Below are 19232 nucleotides of genomic sequence, written 5' to 3'. Positions count from 1 at the left end.
TGAAGAGTCTGTCAGCATTATTGGAAATCCTTGCCCATGGCCGGGCAAGCTGCTGAAACGAAAAAAGCGACCCTAAGGTCGCTTTTCCGTTGCTTCGAGGTGTTCAAAGGGCCTCGAGGCGAAGATGGCGCAGCGGACGGGACTCGAACCCGCGACCCCCGGCGTGACAGGCCGGTATTCTAACCGACTGAACTACCGCTGCGTATCGTTCAGGTTTGCACCCGATTGAAACTGGGATCTGAGCTTTCAAGCGCTACAGCGCGAAAGCCAGGAACAAAAAAGGCGACCTATCATCGCCTTTTCTGCTTGCTTTGAGCGTTCATGGGGCTCTCGGCGAAAGATGGCGCAGCGGACGGGACTCGAACCCGCGACCCCCGGCGTGACAGGCCGGTATTCTAACCGACTGAACTACCGCTGCGTATCGTTCAGGCTTGCGCCTGATTGAAACTGGGACCTGGCCTTGCGGCCTCAGACCGGTGCAAGCACCCATCTGGGATAAAATGGCGCGGCGGACGGGACTCGAACCCGCGACCCCCGGCGTGACAGGCCGGTATTCTAACCGACTGAACTACCGCCGCGCAGTGTTGGACTTGCGTCCTGTTTCTCTCTGCCAGAGTGCTTCTTGCAAAGCACCTTGGACCAGAAACCTCCTCAGGAAGTGGTGGGTGATGACGGGATCGAACCGCCGACCCTCTGCTTGTAAGGCAGATGCTCTCCCGGCTGAGCTAATCACCCCCGCGATGTTGCTTGTTGCGTTTGCTTCGCTGAGGCCGCGAAATTTACGCAGGTACCGATGCTAAGTCAATACCCCCATTGAAGTTTTTTTCAAAAAGGGCAAAAACAGCTGCAAGCTTGAAGCTGCAAGCGACAAGAAAAAGCTCTCGTCTCCCTCACTACCGTATTCGACCCGGAGAAAGACAAAGGGGACCTTACGGTCCCCTCTTGCAGCTTGAAGCTTATAGCTTGCCGCTCAGGTATAGATCATCTTGCGGGTCATCCCGCCATCGACCACGAACTCCTGGCCGGTGACGAACCCCGCCTGGCGCGACAGCAGCCACGCCACCAGCGCCGCGACGTCCTCCACCGTCCCCACCCGGCCAGCCGGATGCTGGGCATGGTCGGCGTCGCTCAGAGGCTCGGCGCGCCGCTGCGAAGGGTCACGGGCATCGATCCAGCCCGGGCTCACGGCATTGACGCGGATCTCCGGCGCCAGGCTCATGGCCAGGGCGTGGGTCAAGGCAACCAGCCCGCCCTTGCTGGCGGCATAGGCCTCGGTGTCCGGCTCGGATTGCCGGGCACGGGTGGAAGCCAGGTTGACGATCGCACCACCATGGGCGCGCAGGTAAGGTGCGCAATGCTTGGCCAGCAGCATCGGGCCATTGAGGTTGACCGCCAGCACCCGGTTCCATTGGGCCAGGGACAGGCTCTCCAAGGTCTGGTTGTGCGGGTTGGCGATCGCCGCGTTGCACACCAGCGCGTCCAGTCGGCCAAACTGCCCGAGTACCTCGGACACCCCGGCACTAACCTGGGCCTCGTCGGCCACATCCATGGTGATGAACCAGGCGTTGTCGCCCAGCGCCTTGGCGACCTTGGCGCCACGCGGGCGGTCCAGGTCGCTGAGCACCACCTGCCAGCCCTCGCAGATCAACCAGGCGGCGATGCCCAGGCCGATGCCGCGGGCGGCACCGGTCACCAAAGCCACCCGACCATTATGGCCGGGCTCGCCACCCTTCCAGTCGATCACAGCGCCGCCAGGCCACGAGCCAGATCGGCTTGCAGGTCGGCCACGTCTTCCAGACCAACCGCCACGCGCACCAGGCTGTCACGGATACCCGCCGCTTCACGCTCCTGCGGCGTCAGACGCCCGTGGGAGGTGGTGGCCGGGTGGGCGATAGTGGTCTTGCTGTCACCGAGGTTGGTGGTGATGGAGATCACCCGGGTGGCGTCGATGAAGCGCCAGGCACCTTCCTTGCCACCCTTCACCTCGAAGCTGACCACCGCGCCGAAGCCGCTCATCTGGCGCTTGGCCAGTTCATGCTGAGGATGGCTCGGCAGGCCGGCGTAGTGGACCTTCTCGATACCGTCCTGCTGCTCGAGCCACTCGGCCAGCGCCTGGGCGCTCTCACAGTGGGCGCGCATGCGCAGCTTGAGGGTCTCCAGGCCCTTGGTGAAGACCCAGGCGTTGAACGGGCTGAGGGTCGGGCCGGCGGTACGCAGGAAGCCCACGACTTCCTTCATCTGCTCGCTGCGCCCGGCCACCACGCCGCCCATGCAACGGCCCTGGCCGTCGATGAACTTGGTCGCCGAGTGGAACACGATATCGGCACCGAGCTTGAGCGGCTGCTGCAAGGCCGGGGTGCTAAAGCAGTTGTCCACCACCAGCAGCGCGCCACGGGCGTGGGCGATTTCGGCCAGGGCGCTGATATCGACCAGCTCGGCCAGCGGGTTGGACGGCGACTCGACGACCAGCAGCTTGGTGTTGGCCTTGATGGCCTTTTCCCAGCCGTTCAGGTCGACCAGCGGCACGTAGTCCACCTGCACGCCGAAACGCTTGAAGTACTTCTCGAACAGGCTGATGGTCGAGCCGAACACACTCTGCGACACCAGCACATGGTCGCCGGCGCTGCACAGCGACATGACCACGGCGAGAATCGCCGCCATGCCGGTGGAGGTAGCCACGGCCTGCTCGGCGCCTTCCATGGCCGCCAGGCGCTCCTCGAAGGCGCGCACGGTGGGGTTGGTGTAGCGCGAATAGACATTGCCCGGCGTTTCGCCGGCAAAGCGCGCGGCAGCGTCGGCAGCCGTGCGGAAGACATAGCTGGAGGTCAGGAACAGCGCTTCGCTGTGCTCGGCCTCCGGTGTACGGTTCTGACCGGCGCGCACCGCAAGGGTGTCGAAACCGACACCCTCGAGGTCACTGTCCAGTCGACCGGCATCCCATTGTTCGGTCATGCCGTCGCTCCCAAATCAGTTGTTGTACAGGTCGATGATCGCGCTGACCGCCTGGTTCTTCACCTTGGCCAGGTCATTACGGGCCTGCTCGATGCGGTCGAGGTAGGCTTCGTCGATATCGCCGGTGACATACTCACCGTTGAACACCGCGCAATCGAAATGCTCGATCTTGATCTTGCCGCCACCGACCGATTCGATCAGGTCCGGCAGGTCCTGGTAGATCAGCCAATCGGCGCCGATCAACTCGGCCACCTGTTCGGTGGTACGGTTGTGGGCGATCAGTTCGTGAGCGCTCGGCATGTCGATGCCGTAGACGTTGGGGTAGCGTACCGCTGGGGCCGCAGAGCAGAAGTAGACGTTCTTGGCGCCGGCTTCGCGGGCCATCTGGATGATCTGCTTGCAGGTGGTGCCGCGCACGATCGAGTCGTCCACCAGCATCACGTTCTTGCCGCGGAACTCCAGCTCGATGGCGTTGAGCTTCTGGCGCACCGACTTCTTGCGCGCGGCCTGGCCGGGCATGATGAAGGTACGACCGATGTAACGGTTCTTGACGAAGCCTTCGCGGAACTTGACGCCCAGGTGGTTGGCCAGTTCCAACGCCGCGGTGCGGCTGGTGTCCGGGATCGGGATGACCACGTCGATGTCGTGCTCGGGGCGTTCGCGCTGGATCTTCTCGGCCAGCTTTTCGCCCATGCGCAGGCGCGCCTTGTATACCGAGACGCCGTCCATGATCGAATCCGGACGGGCAAGGTACACGTGCTCGAAGATGCACGGCTGCAGTTTCGGGCTCTTGGCGCACTGTTTGGTGAACAGCTGGCCGCCTTCGGTGATGTACACCGCCTCGCCCGGTGCCAGGTCGCGAATCAGGGTGAAGCCGAGCACGTCCAGGGCGACACTTTCCGAGGCGATCATGTACTCGACGCCTTCGTCGGTGTGACGCTGCCCAAACACCACCGGACGGATGCCGTTGGGGTCACGGAAGCCGACGATGCCGTAGCCGGTGATCATCGCCACCACCGCGTAGCCACCGACGCAGCGGCTATGCACGTGGGACACGGCGGCGAACACGTCTTCTTCGGTCGGCTGCAGCTTGCCGCGCACGGCCAGCTCGTGAGCGAACACGTTCAGCAGCACTTCGGAGTCGGAGTTGGTGTTGACGTGGCGCAGGTCGGACTCGTAGATCTCCTTGGCCAACTGCTCGACGTTGGTCAGGTTGCCGTTGTGCGCCAGGGTGATGCCGTACGGCGAGTTGACGTAGAACGGCTGGGCCTCGGCCGAGGTGGAGCTGCCGGCGGTCGGGTAGCGCACATGACCGATGCCGATGCTGCCCACCAGGCGCTGCATGTGGCGCTGCTGGAAGACGTCGCGCACCAGGCCGTTATCCTTGCGCAGGAACAACCGGCCGTCGTGGCTGGTCACGATACCGGCAGCGTCCTGGCCGCGGTGCTGAAGCACGGTTAGCGCGTCATACAGCGCCTGATTGACGTTCGACTTACCGACGATACCGACGATGCCACACATGCGACGCAACCCCTACTTTGATGAAACTTGAGTGAAGCGCGCTCAGGGCTTGGTCGGCCCGAGCAACTGCTCCTTGAACGGAAGGTCAACGGGTGCGCTGACCCCACTGGACATCCACTGGCCGCTGAACCCGAGTATGAGGTTCTTCGACCAGTCGGCTACCAATAGAAATTGTGGTATCAGGCGCGATTCCTGCCACCACGGATCCTGTTGCACCGGCCCCAGGCTCAGCAGCCCGACCGCCACCACCACCAGCAGGCCCCCGCGCGCGGCGCCGAAGGCCATGCCGAGGAAGCGATCGGTGCCGGACAGCCCGGTCACGCGGATCAGCTCGCCGATGAGGAAATTGAGCATCGCCCCGACCAGCAGCGTGGCGACGAAAAGAATGGCGCAGCCGGCAATGACTCGTGCGGACGGCATCTGGATATAGCTTTCAAGATACTGCGCAAGCGAGCCGCCGAACATCCAGGCCACCGCGCCGGCGACAATCCAGATGAGCAGGGACAAGGCTTCCTTGACGAAGCCGCGCTTGAGACTGATCAGTGAGGAAATGGCGATGATCGCGATGATCGCCCAATCAACCCAGGTAAATGCCACGGTGTTGCCTGCCGACGTTTGAGGCGGCGCATTTTACCAGAGCGAGGGGCTGGGGGTAAGCGGAATGTCAGGAGTTTGAAGGGCTGCAGGCTGACTCCGGGGACAGCTTTACAGGTTTGAAAACCATCGCGGGGCAAGTCGCTTCGGTGCGCCGATGCGACTTGCCCCGCGATAGATGCTAACCACGTTCCGGCTGGAAACGTACCACGATGCCCTTTAGGTTCTGCTGGCGATTAATCACATCACGCAGACGCTCGGCTTCCGCTCGCTCGATCAACGGTCCGACGAATACCCGGTTCATGCCGTCCGCCGAACGAATATAGGCGTTGTAGCCCTGGCTGCGCAGGGTCTTCTGCAGATTGTCGGCACCGGCCCGATTGGACAGGCTGGCCAACTGGATCGACCAGCTCACCGGCAGGCCGTTGACGTCGATCTTCGACGGCGTAGCGGGCTTGGCCGCGGGCGCGGTAGGCGCCGCGCTCGGTGCAGGCGCCGGACGGGGCTCGACCTTGGCTACCGGCGGAGCGGGCACCGGGGTCTGCGGTTTGGGCTGAGGTTGCGTCGCAGTCGGTGCCGGAGTGATCGGCTGGCTCGGCGTAGCCACCGGCGCCGTGGACTCGTCGACCACCACTACAGGCTGCTCGCTCTGCTCCGGCAGCGGTTGTGGCTCCGGCACCTGCACAGGCTCCACCTGCACCTGGGGCAGATTGGGCATGGCCGGCGCTTCCGGCGCCTCGACACGCACCTGGCGCATCTCGTCCTCGCGGGTGAACAACATCGGCAGGAAGATCACCGCCAGCGCCACCAGCACCAGCGCACCGACCATGCGCTGCTTCATCCCTTTATCCAGCACTGCCATCTACTCCATCCTCGGAAACCTGCCGCTCAAGCCAGGCCAGGGCCTCGCCGACGCAGAAAAACGAACCGAACAGCAGGATCTGGTCATCCGCCGTCGCCCGGGCGCACTGCCCTTCGAGGGCAGCCGCAACACTGGCGTAAGACTTCACCGTCGCACCGAGGTTCGTCAAGGCATCCGCCAGTTCCGCGGCCGGGCGGCTGCGCGGCGTGTCCAGCGGCGCCACCGCCCAGTCGGAGACCTGACCGCGCAGCGGCGCAAGCACGCCGGGCAGGTCCTTGTCTGCCAACAGGCCGAAGACCGCCAGGCGTCGCCCCCTCACCGGGCGTGCCGCCAGGCGGCGGGCCAGATACTCGGCGGCGTGCGGATTGTGACCGACATCCAGCAACAGCTCGACACACTTACCCTGGAATGACAGACCACGCCGGTCAAGGCGACCGGTGATACGGGTATCCAGCAAAGCCTGACGAACCTTGTAGGCATCCCACGGCAGCCCCATCAGCAGGAAGGCCTGCAAGGCCAGGGCGGCATTCTCCATGGGCAGGTCGAGCAACGGCAGGTCATGCAGCTCAACGGGCGAACCGTCGAGCTGGCGACCACGCCAATGCCAGTGGTCAACGCTGCTATCCAGGTCGAAATCACGTCCACGCAGGAAGAACGGGCAATCCAGCTCGCGCACCTTGTCCAACAAAGGCTGCGGCGGATCAAGGTCACCGCACAGCGCAGGCTTGCCCTGGCGGAAGATTCCCGCCTTCTCGTAGGCTACCGACTCGCGGCTATCGCCCAGGTAATCGACGTGGTCGACGCCAATGCTGGTGACCAGCGCGATGTCGGCATCCACCAGGTTGACCGCATCCAGCCGGCCACCCAAACCGACCTCGAGCACCACGGCATCCAGTGCGGCTTGCTTGAACAACCAGAACGCCGCCAGGGTGCCCATTTCGAAATAGGTCAGCGAGATCTCGCCCCGCGCCGCTTCCACGGCGGCGAACGCTTCGCACAGGCGCTCATCGCTGGCCTCCTGGCCGTCGATCAGCACCCGTTCGTTGTAACGCAGCAGATGCGGCGAACTGTACACCCCGACCCTTAGCCCCTGCGAGCGCAGCAACGCGGCCATGAAGGCGCAGGTCGAGCCCTTGCCGTTGGTGCCAGTCACCGTGACCACACGGGGCGCCAGCGCGCCCAGGCCCAGGCGCGCAAGCACCTGTTGCGAGCGCTCCAGGCCCATGTCGATGGCCGAGGGGTGCAACTGTTCGAGATAGGCGAGCCAGTCGCCCAGGCTGCGCTGGTTCATCACGCGACGGCGGCGACCTCTTTGGCCGCTTCCGGCGTCGGCTGGCCGGTCATCTGCGCCAGCAGGCGAGCCAGGCGCGGGCGCAGCTCGTCACGGGAAATGATCAGGTCGATGGCACCGTGCTCCAGCAGGAACTCGCTGCGCTGGAAGCCTTCCGGCAGCTTCTCGCGCACGGTCTGCTCGATTACCCGCGGGCCGGCAAAGCCGATCAGCGCCTTCGGCTCGCCGACGATCACGTCGCCAAGCATCGCCAGGCTGGCGGAAACGCCGCCATAGACCGGGTCGGTCAGCACCGAGATGAACGGAATGCCTTCTTCGCGCAGGCGCGCCAGCACGGCGGAAGTCTTGGCCATCTGCATAAGCGAGATCAGTGCTTCCTGCATGCGCGCACCGCCGGAAGCGGAGAAGCAGACCATCGGGCAGCGATTTTCCAGGGCGTAGTTGGCAGCACGCACGAAACGCTCGCCGACGATGGCGCCCATCGAGCCGCCCATGAAGGAGAACTCGAAGGCGCTGACCACGATCGGCATGCCCATCAGGGTGCCGCTCATGGAGATCAGCGCGTCCTTCTCACCGGTCTGCTTCTGCGCGGCGGTCAGGCGGTCCTTGTACTTCTTGCCGTCACGGAACTTCAGGCGATCGACCGGCTCCAGGTCGGCGCCCAGTTCTGCGCGACCTTCTGGATCGAGGAAGATATCGATGCGCGCGCGCGCGCCGATACGCATGTGGTGGTTGCACTTAGGGCAGACGTCGAGGGTCTTTTCCAGCTCCGGGCGATACAGCACGGCTTCGCAGGACGGGCACTTGTGCCACAGCCCTTCCGGCACCGAGCTCTTCTTCACCTCGGAACGCATGATCGAAGGGATCAGTTTGTCTACCAACCAGTTGCTCATGCTTGCTTTCTCCAGTATTGGCCGGGGAGACCTTTGCGGCCCCGCCCTGCCCTTGAGCTCAAATTCTTCTGTAAAGCGACGATGGGCCGACCTTGGGCCGCCCCACCTCCAATTCTTCCCCGGCATGCCCCGCGCTCTGGCGCGGCCTGGCAGCACCGGGCTGCGAAAGCTATGGACGATGGCGCGCGGCCAGCCGTCACATCCGCGTTCACGCGTGCTTGACCGCCTGCATGAAGGCTTCGATCCTTGCCGCATCCTTGATGCCTTTGGCCTGCTCCACGCCGCCGCTGACGTCCACCGCGTACGGGCGCACCTGGCGAATGGCCTCGGCGACGTTGTCGGCCGACAGGCCACCGGCAAGGATGATCGGCTTGCTCAGGTGTTGCGGAATCAGTGACCAGTCGAACGCCTCGCCGGTTCCTCCCGGCACGCCTGGTACATAGGCATCCAGCAGGATGCCGCGAGCGCCAGCGTAGTGCCGGCAGGCGGCCTCCAGGTCATCCCCCGGGCGCACCCGCAGGGCCTTGATCCAGGGGCGGTGGTAGCCCTCGCAATCGGCCGGGGTCTCATCGCCGTGGAACTGTAGCAGGTCCAGGGAAACCACTTCGAGGATCTCGTTGAGCTCGCAGCGCGAGGCGTTGACGAACAGCCCCACGGTGGTCACGAACGGCGGCAGCGCGTCGATGATCGTCCGCGCCTGACGCACCTCCACCGCCCGCGGGCTTTTCGCATAGAAGACGAAACCGAGGGCGTCGGCGCCGGCCTCGACCGCAGCCAGGGCATCCTCGATGCGGGTAATCCCGCAGATCTTGCTGCGAACATTGCTCATGGACAGCGAACCTTGAGTGATCGGGGAAGCGCCGATGGTAGCAAATGACCTGTGCTCCGTCAGTCCGCCAGCGCCTCGTAGCCAGTAAGAAAGTGTGGGCCGATGTAACGCTGCGGCAGCGCGTATTCTTCCGGGTACTCCACCTGCACCAGGTAAAGACCGTAAGGGTGCGCGGTTACCCCGCCGTCACGGCGGTTGCGCCCCTCCAGCACCTCGCGGGCCCACTCCACCGGACGCTCACCGGCGCCGATGGTCATCAGCACGCCGGCGATGTTGCGCACCATGTGGTGCAGGAACGCGGTGGCACGCACATCCAGCACGATCATCCGCCCATGCCGGGTCACACGCAGGTGGTGGATGTGCTTGATCGGTGACTTGGCCTGGCACTGGCTGGCGCGAAAGGCACTGAAGTCATGGGTACCCAGCAGGTACTGCGCGGCCTCGGCCATGCGCTCGACGTCCAGCGGGCGGTGGTTCCAGGTGACTTCCTCGGCCAGGTGCGCCGGGCGGATCGGGTCGTTGTAGATCACGTAGCGGTAGCGCCGCGCGGTGGCCTTGAAGCGGGCATGGAAGTGTGCAGGCATGGGCGCCGACCAGACCACGCTGATGTCGTGGGGCAGGTTGAAGTTGGTGCCCAGGGTCCAGGCGCGCTCGTCGCGCACGGCGCGGGTGTCGAAATGCACGATCTGCCCGCAGCCATGGACGCCGGCATCGGTGCGCCCGGCGCAGATCACCGAGATAGGTTCGTTGGCCACCGTCGACAGCGCCTGTTCCAGGGCCTGCTGGACACTCGGCACGCCGCTGGCCTGGCGTTGCCAGCCGCGATAGCGCGAACCTTTGTATTCCACGCCCAAAGCGATGCGGGTGTAGCCTTCGGCAGCCGATTCGGCGGCGGCGGTGTCGATGATGTCCAAGAGCGGCAAACCTGATGATGAAACGAAAGGCGGAAGTATACCGGCAAACCGTGCAGGGGCCGAAATGATCGCGGGGCAAGCCCGCCCCACGTCTTGCGTGAAAGCAGGCTTGCCCCGCGATGTACAGCTTTGCGTCAGACCAGGCGCGAGAGCATCTCGTTGGCTTCCTCGCGTTGGCTGTCGTCGCCGTCCTTGACCACTTCGTCGAGGATGTCACGGGCGCCCTGATGGTCGCCCATGTCGATGTAGGCGCGGGCCAGGTCGAGCTTGGTGGCTACCTCGTCGGCGCCGGAGAAGAAGTCGAAGTCCAGGTCGTCCAGCGGCTCGGGCTCCAGCGCCGCGTCCTCGGCGGTGAACGATGGCTGTGCAACCGATGGGGTCTCGAGGTTCTGCGACAGCTTGTCGAGCTCGGCATTGACGTCGTCCAGCTCCGAGGCGAAGTTCTTCGCCGCCGGCGAGTCGTCGTCCAGCGACAGCGACAGGTCGAAGTCCTCGGGCAGCTCCAGCTCGGAGATCGGATCGAACTCCGGAATCGCCTCGAAGGCCGCCAGCTCGGCCGCCACGTCCACCGGGGCCTCCTCGCTGCCGGTCAGAGCCACCGGCTCTTCGGCGACATCCAGGTCGAATTCGGCCAAGTCGTCGACATTTTGCGGTGTCGCCTGCGCCTGGGCGAGCAATGCCTCGAAATCGTCGTCGGCATCGGTTTCGGCAACGGCGGGTGCAGCCTCGGCCTCGGGCGTCTCGACGACCAGGTCCTCGAGACCGGCCATGTCGAGGTGGTCATCTGCCGGCAGGTCATCCCCCAGACTCAGGTCGAAGGCGCTGTCCAGGTCAGCCTCTTCGACCACAGGCTCTGGCTCTGGCTCTGGTTCGGCCGCCACGACCGGCTCCACGACGACTTCCGGCGCGCTTTCACCCAGCTCCAGCTCCTTGTCCTGCAGCAGGTCCTGGACATACTGCTCATCCAGCTCGGCGGCCAGGGCCGCGGCCCCGGCAGCGCCTGCCGCAACCGCCGCGACACCCAGCATGGCCGGGAAGCGCTCCTTGAGCGCGGCGACCTCGGCCTGGTTCGCGTCGTTGACCACCAGCTTGCGCTCCTGGCCAGCGAACGCGTCCTGGTCGCCCTGACGTGCGTAGACTTCCATCAATTTGAGGCGCAGATCGCTGCGCTGTGGCTCGGAGGCCACCGCGGCTTCCAGCAGGTCGGCGGCATGGTTGAGGCGACCACGGGCCAGGCTTTCATCCACCTCGGCCAGCAACGCCGCGCGCGGATCAGCCGCCGGGGCGACGACGTCGGCAGGCGCCGCAGGCTTTTCCGCCGCAACGGCTGCAGCGGCCGAGGCAGCCACTACCGCAGGCGACAGAGTAACGCTTGGCGCCGACACATCCAGGCCTTCAAAACTGCTCGGAGGCAAGTCCAGGTCCGGGCCACGCTCGCCGTCCTCGGCCAGGGCACGCGCCATGCGCAGGTGTTTCTCAGCTTCCTGCTGGGCCTTGCGCTTGCGGGCCAGAAGCAGCAACAACAACAGCAGCACCAGGAATGCGGACCCGGCAATCAAGCCCAGCAACAGCGGATTGCCCAGCAGTTGGTCGAGCATGCCGGGCTCTTCGCTGGCCGGCGCCTCGGCTGCCGCATCCTGTGGTGCGGTGTCGGCCGCGGCAGGCGCCGGGGCGACCACCGGTTCGGCAGGGGTCAGTTGCGCGTTCACCGCAGGTTGCGCCGGAGCCGGCTCGCCCGGCAGCGCCGCTGCCGGTGGCTGTGGCGCCGCGGCGCCCTGGGCCTCCAGACGCGCCAGCTGGTCGTTCTTCAGCTCGATCAGGCGCTGCAGCTTGTCCAGCTGGCTCTGCAGGTCGACCATGCGGCTCTTGAGTTCATCGTTGTCACGGCGGCTGGTGTCGAGACTTTCCTGGGCCATGGCCAGCTTGTCGCCCAGCGCCTTGGCCTCGCCGGCCGCGCCCTTGCCGCCCGGCGCCACCAGGCGCAGGTTGTCGCCCTGGGCAATGCGCGCGGGCGCCGCGCCAGCTTCGCCACGGCGGGTGGCGTCCAGTTGCCGCGCACGCGGGCCGAGGCGGCGGCCTTCGCGCCAGGCGGCGTACTGCTCTGCGACTTCGCGGTTGGCCTGGGCCTGTGGAATGCTCTGCACCTGCTGCTGATCAGGCAGGCGCAGTACCTGGCCGGTCTTGAGCTGGTTGATGTTGTTGCCGATGAAGGCATCCGGGTTAAGCGCCTGGATAGCCAGCATGGTCTGCTGGATCGAGCCGCCGTTGGTGTTGCGCGCGGCGATCTGCCAGAGGGTGTCACGGCGCTTGGTGGTATAACTGCCCGCACTGACAGCCGGGTTGATGCCCGCCGGGGCCGGCTGGCTGCCCTGGGCCTGGGCCTGGTCGAGCAGCACACTGTAGTCGCGCAGCAGGCGACCCTGGGGCCACATGACCTGGACCAGGAACTTGACCACCGGCTCCGGCAGCGCCTTGCTGGAGGTAACCCGCAGCACGCTCTTGCCGTTGGGGTTGATCACTGGCGTGAAGGTGAGGTCTTCGAGGTAAGGCGGGAAGGCCACCCCGGCCTTGGCGAACTCTTCCGGCGACGCCAGGCTTGGCGCCATTTCCGCCGCGGAGAGGTCGCGCACGTCGAGCAGTTCGATCTCGGCATCCAGCGGCTGGTTCTGCGCCGACTTGAGAGTCAGCTCGCCCAACCCCAGAGCGTTCGCCACCCCGGACGACAGCGCCGAGGCTGCCGCGATGGCCAGAACCAGTTTGCGAATTCGAAGCATGAACTCTTCCCTTGTATGAAACGTCCCGAAAACCCTTGTGCGGTGCAGGACAAAATAGCTCGCAGTATCTTTTACGCCATGTGTTTTATCAACAATTGTGCCGCCTGCACGGCGTTCAGCGCCGCGCCCTTGCGCACATTGTCGGTGGTCAGCCAGAGATTGAGCTGCTGGTCTTCATCGACACCGTGGCGTACACGTCCAACATAGACCACGTCCTGGCCCACCGCGTCACCCACAGGCGTCGGATAATCACCCGGCTCGACCAGCTCGATGCCCTCGGCGGCCTCCAATGCGGCGTTGACTGCCGCCAGATCGACCGGTCGACGGCTCTGCAACGCCACACTGAAGCTATCGCCGAAAAACACCGGGACTTGAATGCAGGTCACGGAAATCTTCAATTGCGGCAAGTCCAGCACCTGGCGCAGCTCGCTCACCAGACGGCGCTCCACCGCGGTATGCCCCTGCTCGTCGGCCGCGCCAACCTGGGCCAACAGGTTGAAGGCCATCTGTCGGTCGAAGAAGCGCGGCTCCAGAGGACGTGCGTTGAGCAGTTCGGCGGTCTGGCGGGCGAGCTCGCTGACTGCCTCCCTGCCCTGTTCCGAAACGGCCAGGCAGGCATTGACCTGCACGCGCTCGATGTCCAGCAACCCCTTGAGCGGCGCCAGCGCCACCGCCAGGGCCACCGCGCCGGCGCTCGGGCTGGTGATCAACGCGGGCTGCGCGAGTTCGGTGACGCGCTCGCTGTTAGCTTCCGGAACCAGCGCGGTAGCGCCTTCCAGGGCGCCAGACAGGTCGATCACCGCGCAACCGGCGGCGATGGCCTTGGGCGCGAAGCTGCGGCTGACGGCGGGGCTGGCGGCGAAGAAGACCAGCCTGACCTGGGAGAAATCGAAGCTGTCCACTTCGCGGACCTTCAGTTTCTTGCCCGCGAACATGACGCTGCTGCCGGCGGATTCCATGCTGGCCAGCAGGTGCAGGGTGGAGACCGGGAAGGCCACTTCCTCGAGGATCTGGACGAGGGATTCACCTACTGTGCCGGTGGCGCCGATTACGGCTATGTCCAGGGCGTTGGGGGTCATGAGATCGGTTCCTTTTCCAGGGGGTACGGCGGGGGAGCGGCACTTTACTTGGATTGTGGGGTGGGAGGTAGGGGGTGGGTTCGGGTTCGGGTTCGGGTTCGGGTTCGGGTTCGGGTTCGGGTTCGGGTTCGGGTTCAAGAGTGTGGGTTTTGATTTATTTATGCGCATTCATTGGCGATGTCGACGCATTATCACCCTTCCGCCATTACGGCGGCCTACTTTTCTCGTGGGAAAAGTAGGCAAAACCGTTCGGCTCCGTTCATACGGCCCCTACGCTTCGCTCCGGGGTTCCCTCGCTCCGTTCTTGCTCCCGTGGGTACCGCGCTGTACGCCCCATCCTGGGGCGCAGCGCTCGACGGCCATCCATGGCCGTCGCCCCACTACGCAAGAACTCCACTCGGCCTCCTGAAGTCGCAATTGGTGGCGCCTGAACTATCGCGCGCTTAGAAGCAAGATCAAGAGCAGATCAAGAGCAGATCAAGAGCAGATCAAGAGCAGATCAAGAGCAGATATGTTGGTTTTTTAGTGGCTGTTATGTTGTTCTTCATTACGCTATCGCGGGGCAAGCCCGCTCCCACGTTGAATGAAGTATTTAAACTATCGTGGGAGCGGGCTTGCCCCGCGATGTTGATCTAGAGTTCCCACGATGGCAACTAGCGACTAGCTGCGTTAGTGCAGGCGCCGCCCGTAACTTCGCGACTTCAGGAGGCCGAACGCAGGCCTTGCGGAGGGAGGTGACGGGCATGGATGCCCGTCAAGCGCTGCGCCCCACGATGGGGCGTTCAGCGCGGTCCTCCCGGGAGCAAGGCCGGAGTGAGGGGACCCCGGAGCGAAGCGTAGGGGCCGGATGAATGGAGCGAGGATTTTTTGGTTCCTTTTTGATCCTTCAAAAAGGGACCCGCCGTAAGGGCGGAAAGGTGAATAAGCGTCGACATCGCAAATGAATGCGCATAAAAAATCAAAACAACCAACAACCAACAACCAACAACCAACAACCAACAACCAATCTAGCACCAATAAAAAAACCCGCATCACTCTCGCAACACGGGTTCTTCAAAACCCAAGCTCAAACCACCCAGATCACCGCTCCAGCAGAATCCGCAACATCCGCCGCAGCGGCTCCGCAGCCCCCCACAGCAGCTGGTCGCCAACAGTGAAGGCCCCGAGGTACTGCGACCCCATGTTCAGCTTGCGCAAACGCCCGACAGGCACGTTCAGGGTCCCTGTCACCTGGGTAGGGCTCAACTCCTGCATGCTGATCTCACGCTGGTTAGGCACCAGCTTCACCCAAGGGTTGTGCTGGCTGATCATGCCTTCGATATCCGCCAGCGGCACGTCCTTGTTCAGCTTGATGGTCAGCGCCTGGCTGTGGCAACGCATGGCGCCAATCCGCACGCAGATGCCATCGACCGGAATCGGGCTCTTGAAGCGGCCGAGAATCTTGTTGGTCTCGGCCTGGGCCTTCCACTCTTCGCGGCTCTGGCCGTTTGGCAGCTCCTTGTCGATCCACGGGATCAGGCTGCCGGCCAGCGGCACGCCGAAGTTGTCAGTCGGGAAGCCCTCGCCGCGCATGGCCTCGGCCACCTTGCGGTCGATGTCGAGGATGGCGCTGGCCGGGTTAGCCAAGTCATCGGCGACCGCCGCGTGAATACCGCCCATCTGCTTGATCAACTCACGCATGTTCTGCGCGCCGGCGCCGGAGGCCGCCTGATAGGTCATGGCGCTCATCCACTCGACCAGGCCGGCTTCGAACAGGCCGCCCAGGCCCATCAGCATCAGGCTGACGGTGCAGTTGCCGCCGATGTAGTTCTTGGTGCCCGCATCCAGCTGCTGGTCGATGACCTTGCGGTTGACCGGGTCGAGGATGATCACCGCGTCATCCTGCATGCGCAGGGACGAGGCCGCGTCGATCCAGTAGCCCTGCCAGCCAGCTTCACGCAGCTTGGGGAACACTTCGTTGGTGTAGTCGCCGCCCTGGCAGGTCAGGATGACGTCGAGGGTCTTGAGCTCTTCGATGTTGTAGGCATCCTTGAGCGGCGCAATGTCCTTGCCCACGGCCGGGCCCTGGCCACCCACATTGGAGGTGGTGAAGAACACCGGCTCGATCAGGTCGAAGTCCTGCTCTTCGAGCATCCGCTGCATGAGCACGGAACCGACCATTCCACGCCAACCGATCAGACCTACACGTTTCATCGCAACTACACCTTTGCTAAAAGTGGGCCGCCACCGGGAGTTTTGGGTGGCGGGCCAGAGAGATTACAGATTCCGCAGCGCTGCGACTACTGCGTCGCCCATTTCCTGCGTACCGACCTTGCGGCAACCTTCGGAGAAGATGTCACCGGTGCGCAGGCCCTGGTCCAGCACCAGGCTCACCGCCTGCTCGATCGCCTCGGCGGCGGCCGACTGGTTGAAGCTGTAGCGCAGCATCATCGATACCGAAAGAATGGTTGCCAATGGGTTGGCGATGCCCTGCCCGGCGATGTCCGGCGCCGAGCCGTGGCACGGCTCGTACATGCCCTTGTTGTCGGCATCCAGCGACGCCGAAGGCAGCATGCCGATGGAACCGGTGAGCATGGAAGCCTCATCCGACAGGATGTCGCCGAACATGTTGTCGGTCACCACCACGTCGAACTGCTTGGGCGCGCGCACCAACTGCATGGCGGCGTTGTCGACGTACATGTGGCTCAACTCGACGTCCGGGTAGTCCTTGGCCACATCCTCGACCACTTCACGCCACAGCTGACTGGAAGCCAGGACGTTGGCCTTGTCCACCGAGCACAGCTTCTTGCCGCGCACGCGGGCCATGTCGAAGCCGACGCGGGCAATACGGCGCACTTCGCTTTCGCTGTATGGCAGGGTGTCGTACGCCTGGCGCTCGCCGCCCTGCAGCTCGCGCTGGCCGCGTGGTGCACCGAAGTAGATGCCACCGGTCAACTCGCGGACGATGAGGATGTCCAGGCCGGCGACGATCTCGGGCTTGAGCGACGAGGCGTCGGCCAGTTGCGGATAGAGGATGGCCGGGCGCAGGTTGGCGAACAGGCCCAGTTGCGAGCGGATCTTCAGCAAGCCGCGCTCCGGGCGGATGTCACGCTCGATCTTGTCCCACTTCGGGCCGCCCACGGCGCCCAGCAGCACGGCGTCCGCCTGGCGCGCGCGCGCCAGGGTCTCGTCGGCCAGCGGCACGCCGTGCTTGTCGATGGCCGCGCCACCGATCACGTCGTGGGTGAGGCTGAAGCCGAGCTGGAACTTGTCGTTGGCCAGCTCCAGCACCTTGACCGCTTCGGCCATGATTTCCGGACCAATACCATCACCTGGGAGAATCAGAATCTGCTTGCTCATGCTTTCCTCTATCCAATCGAGCGGCGCGCCTTGCGGGCGCGCCGGATAAAACTCAGTGTCCGGTGGCGCTGATCGCGGAGCAAGCCCGCTGCCACATCAATCGCGGAACAACCACGGCTGGCTGGCGCGGTGCTTGCCCTCGAACGCCTTGATCGCGTCGCGGTCCTGCAGGGTCAGGCCGATGTCGTCCAGGCCATTGAGCAGGCAGTGCTTGCGGAAAGCGTCGATTTCGAACTTCAGCACTTTGCCGTCCGGGCGAGTCACGGCCTGGGCGTCGAGGTCGATGGTCAACTGGTAGCCCGGGTTGGCCTCGACTTGCCTGAACAGCTCGTCGACTTCGGCGGCGTCGAGAATGATCGGCAACAGGCCATTCTTGAAGCTGTTGTTGAAGAAAATATCGGCGAAGCTCGGCGCGATCACGCTGCGGAAGCCGTACTCATCGAGCGCCCATGGGGCGTGCTCGCGGCTCGAGCCGCAACCGAAGTTCTCCCGCGCCAGCAGCACGCTGGCCCCCTGGTAGCGCGCGTGGTTGAGCACGAACTCCTGGTTCAGCGGGCGCTTGCTGTTGTCCTGGTAGGGCTGGCCGACGTCCAGGTAGCGCCACTCGTCGAACAGGTTGGGGCCAAAGCCGGTGCGCTTGATCGACTTGAGGAACTGCTTGGGGATGATCTGGTCGGTGTCGACGTTGGCACGGTCCAAAGGCGCGACGAGGCCAGTGTGCTGGGTAAAGGCTTTCATGCTGCGCTCCCTTGGATCAACTCGCGGACATCGATGAAGTGGCCGGTCACCGCGGCGGCGGCGGCCATGGCCGGGCTGACCAGGTGGGTACGGCCACCGGCGCCCTGGCGGCCTTCGAAGTTGCGGTTGGAGGTGGACGCGCAGTGCTCGCCGCTTTCCAGGCGGTCCGGGTTCATCGCCAGGCACATCGAGCAGCCCGGTTCACGCCACTCGAAGCCGGCCTCGAGGAAAATCTTGTCCAGCCCTTCGCGCTCGGCCTGGGCCTTGACCAGACCCGAACCCGGCACCACCAGCGCCTGCTTGACGTTGGCGGCGACCTTGCGGCCCTTGGCGATCTCAGCGGCGGCGCGCAGGTCTTCGATGCGCGAGTTGGTGCACGAGCCGATGAACACGCGGTCGAGCTGGATGTCGGTGATCGCCTGGTTGGCGGCCAGGCCCATATACTTGAGGGCGCGCTCGATCGAGCCGCGCTTGATCAGGTCGGGCTCGGCGGCCGGGTCCGGCACGCGCTGGTCGACGGCCAGGACCATCTCCGGCGAAGTGCCCCAGCTGACTTGTGGCTTGATCTGTGCTGCGTCGAGCTCGACCACGGTGTCGAACACGGCGTCGCCATCGGAGACCAATCCTTTCCAGGCCTCGATGGCCTGCGTCCACTGCTCGCCCTTCGGCGCATAGGGACGACCCTCGACGTAGTTGATGGTCGTCTCGTCGACCGCGACCAATCCCACACGAGCACCGGCCTCGATGGACATGTTGCAGATGGTCATGCGGCCTTCCATCGACAAATCGCGGATCGCGCTGCCGGCGAACTCCATGGCATGGCCATTGCCGCCGGCGGTGCCGATCTTGCCGATCACGGCCAGGACGATGTCCTTGGCGGTGACGCCAGCGGGCAATTGACCCTCGACGCGCACCAGCATGTTTTTCATTTTCTTGGCCACCAGGCACTGGGTGGCGAGCACATGCTCGACCTCGGAAGTGCCGATGCCATGGGCCAGGGCGCCAAACGCGCCATGGGTGGAAGTGTGCGAGTCGCCGCAGACCACGGTCATGCCGGGCAGGGTCGCGCCCTGCTCCGGACTGATGACGTGCACGATACCCTGACGCTCGTCATTCATCTTGAATTCGACGATGCCATATTCGTCACAGTTCTCATCGAGGGTCTGCACCTGCAGGCGCGACACCTGGTCGGCGATGGCCTCGATACCGCCCTTGCGCTCCGGCGTGGTCGGTACGTTGTGGTCAGGAGTGGCGATGTTGGCATCGATACGCCAGGGCTTGCGGCTGGCCAGGCGCAGGCCTTCGAAAGCCTGGGGCGAAGTCACTTCGTGGATGATGTGGCGATCGATGTAGATCAAGGACGAGCCGTCATCGCGGCGCTTGACCTCATGAGCTTCCCAGAGTTTGTCGTAGAGCGTTTTGCCAGCCATCAGACTGTTCCTCATC

At 64.4% G+C, this 19232-nt stretch carries 15 protein-coding genes and 4 tRNA genes; all 19 read right to left on the bottom strand.

Annotated elements, in window-relative coordinates; translation table 11 throughout:
- Positions 1 to 125: 125 nt before the first annotated feature.
- Positions 126 to 202, bottom strand: a tRNA-Asp gene (locus LOY42_RS08080).
- A 139-nt stretch (positions 203 to 341) separates the two neighbouring features.
- Positions 342 to 418 (bottom strand) — tRNA-Asp (locus LOY42_RS08075).
- Positions 419 to 501: 83 nt separating this feature from the next.
- Positions 502 to 578, bottom strand: a tRNA-Asp gene (locus LOY42_RS08070).
- 81 nt (positions 579 to 659) lie between these two features.
- Positions 660 to 735, bottom strand: a tRNA-Val gene (locus tag LOY42_RS08065).
- A gap of 235 nt (positions 736 to 970) precedes the next feature.
- Positions 971 to 1744, bottom strand: coding sequence for an SDR family oxidoreductase (locus tag LOY42_RS08060; protein WP_111532668.1), 774 nt, complete (start codon positions 1742 to 1744; stop codon positions 971 to 973).
- Positions 1741 to 2952, bottom strand: coding sequence for an O-succinylhomoserine sulfhydrylase (locus LOY42_RS08055; protein ID WP_139669656.1), 1212 nt, complete (start codon positions 2950 to 2952; stop codon positions 1741 to 1743). Before LOY42_RS08055 ends, LOY42_RS08060 begins: the two co-directional genes overlap by 4 nt.
- A 15-nt stretch (positions 2953 to 2967) precedes the next feature.
- A complete protein-coding gene (gene purF, locus LOY42_RS08050) occupies positions 2968 to 4473 on the bottom strand; it encodes an amidophosphoribosyltransferase (protein WP_102685386.1) in 1506 nt (501 codons plus the stop codon).
- A 42-nt stretch (positions 4474 to 4515) separates the two neighbouring features.
- Positions 4516 to 5070, bottom strand: coding sequence for a CvpA family protein (locus LOY42_RS08045; RefSeq protein ID WP_038706536.1), 555 nt, complete (start codon positions 5068 to 5070; stop codon positions 4516 to 4518).
- Between the two features lie 178 nt (positions 5071 to 5248).
- A complete protein-coding gene (locus tag LOY42_RS08040; RefSeq protein ID WP_139669654.1) occupies positions 5249 to 5929 on the bottom strand; it encodes an SPOR domain-containing protein in 681 nt (226 codons plus the stop codon).
- Complete coding sequence (gene folC / locus LOY42_RS08035; RefSeq protein WP_139669653.1) at positions 5913 to 7220, bottom strand: bifunctional tetrahydrofolate synthase/dihydrofolate synthase; 1308 nt, start codon at positions 7218 to 7220, stop codon at positions 5913 to 5915. The genes LOY42_RS08040 and folC overlap by 17 nt, the downstream gene beginning before the upstream one ends.
- Positions 7220 to 8113 carry an acetyl-CoA carboxylase, carboxyltransferase subunit beta gene (gene accD / locus LOY42_RS08030; protein WP_028690439.1) on the bottom strand — a complete coding sequence of 298 codons (894 nt, stop codon included), beginning with the start codon at positions 8111 to 8113 and terminating at the stop codon, positions 7220 to 7222. The genes folC and accD overlap by 1 nt, the downstream gene beginning before the upstream one ends.
- A gap of 208 nt (positions 8114 to 8321) precedes the next feature.
- Positions 8322 to 8942 (bottom strand): phosphoribosylanthranilate isomerase, encoded by a 621-nt coding sequence (locus LOY42_RS08025; protein ID WP_139669651.1) that lies wholly within the window; start codon positions 8940 to 8942, stop codon positions 8322 to 8324.
- Between the two features lie 59 nt (positions 8943 to 9001).
- Entirely contained in the window at positions 9002 to 9856 is an 855-nt protein-coding gene (truA, locus tag LOY42_RS08020) for a tRNA pseudouridine(38-40) synthase TruA (protein ID WP_023632367.1), read from the bottom strand.
- 134 nt (positions 9857 to 9990) lie between these two features.
- Positions 9991 to 12630 carry a FimV/HubP family polar landmark protein gene (locus LOY42_RS08015; RefSeq protein WP_139669649.1) on the bottom strand — a complete coding sequence of 880 codons (2640 nt, stop codon included), beginning with the start codon at positions 12628 to 12630 and terminating at the stop codon, positions 9991 to 9993.
- Positions 12631 to 12701: 71 nt separating this feature from the next.
- The gene (locus LOY42_RS08010; RefSeq protein ID WP_139669647.1) at positions 12702 to 13709 is read right to left on the bottom strand and encodes an aspartate-semialdehyde dehydrogenase; all 1008 of its coding nucleotides are present in this window, start codon (positions 13707 to 13709) and stop codon (positions 12702 to 12704) included.
- Between the two features lie 1080 nt (positions 13710 to 14789).
- Positions 14790 to 15902 (bottom strand): aspartate-semialdehyde dehydrogenase, encoded by a 1113-nt coding sequence (asd, locus tag LOY42_RS08005; protein WP_023630514.1) that lies wholly within the window; start codon positions 15900 to 15902, stop codon positions 14790 to 14792.
- Positions 15903 to 15965: 63 nt separating this feature from the next.
- Complete coding sequence (gene leuB / locus LOY42_RS08000) at positions 15966 to 17048, bottom strand: 3-isopropylmalate dehydrogenase (protein WP_139669645.1); 1083 nt, start codon at positions 17046 to 17048, stop codon at positions 15966 to 15968.
- Between the two features lie 96 nt (positions 17049 to 17144).
- Positions 17145 to 17786, bottom strand: coding sequence for a 3-isopropylmalate dehydratase small subunit (leuD, locus tag LOY42_RS07995; protein WP_110704150.1), 642 nt, complete (start codon positions 17784 to 17786; stop codon positions 17145 to 17147).
- Positions 17783 to 19216 (bottom strand): 3-isopropylmalate dehydratase large subunit, encoded by a 1434-nt coding sequence (gene leuC / locus LOY42_RS07990; RefSeq protein ID WP_139669643.1) that lies wholly within the window; start codon positions 19214 to 19216, stop codon positions 17783 to 17785. Before leuC ends, leuD begins: the two co-directional genes overlap by 4 nt.
- Positions 19217 to 19232 lie beyond the last annotated feature (16 nt).

Origin of the sequence: Pseudomonas sp. B21-023 (genome assembly GCF_024749165.1) — a bacterium.
In the GTDB taxonomy this organism is placed as follows: domain Bacteria; phylum Pseudomonadota; class Gammaproteobacteria; order Pseudomonadales; family Pseudomonadaceae; genus Aquipseudomonas.
The sequence above is the reverse complement of the archived record's forward strand: the minus strand, read 5'-3'. Positions and strand labels throughout refer to the sequence as shown.

Bases quoted from the DNA above. Each gene is read 5' to 3' on its own strand.
- leuC (WP_139669643.1), bottom strand. From the start codon at position 19,216: ATGGCTGGCAAAACGCTCTACGACAAACTCTGGGAAGCTCATGAGGTC.
- accD (WP_028690439.1), bottom strand. From the start codon at position 8,113: ATGAGCAACTGGTTGGTAGACAAACTGATCCCTTCGATCATGCGTTCC.
- LOY42_RS08025 (WP_139669651.1), bottom strand. From the start codon at position 8,942: ATGAGCAATGTTCGCAGCAAGATCTGCGGGATTACCCGCATCGAGGAT.
- leuD (WP_110704150.1), bottom strand. From the start codon at position 17,786: ATGAAAGCCTTTACCCAGCACACTGGCCTCGTCGCGCCTTTGGACCGT.
- LOY42_RS08015 (WP_139669649.1), bottom strand. From the start codon at position 12,630: ATGCTTCGAATTCGCAAACTGGTTCTGGCCATCGCGGCAGCCTCGGCG.
- leuB (WP_139669645.1), bottom strand. From the start codon at position 17,048: ATGAGCAAGCAGATTCTGATTCTCCCAGGTGATGGTATTGGTCCGGAA.
- purF (WP_102685386.1), bottom strand. From the start codon at position 4,473: ATGTGTGGCATCGTCGGTATCGTCGGTAAGTCGAACGTCAATCAGGCG.
- LOY42_RS08055 (WP_139669656.1), bottom strand. From the start codon at position 2,952: ATGACCGAACAATGGGATGCCGGTCGACTGGACAGTGACCTCGAGGGT.
- folC (WP_139669653.1), bottom strand. From the start codon at position 7,220: ATGAACCAGCGCAGCCTGGGCGACTGGCTCGCCTATCTCGAACAGTTG.
- LOY42_RS08010 (WP_139669647.1), bottom strand. From the start codon at position 13,709: ATGACCCCCAACGCCCTGGACATAGCCGTAATCGGCGCCACCGGCACA.
- LOY42_RS08040 (WP_139669654.1), bottom strand. From the start codon at position 5,929: ATGGCAGTGCTGGATAAAGGGATGAAGCAGCGCATGGTCGGTGCGCTG.
- asd (WP_023630514.1), bottom strand. From the start codon at position 15,902: ATGAAACGTGTAGGTCTGATCGGTTGGCGTGGAATGGTCGGTTCCGTG.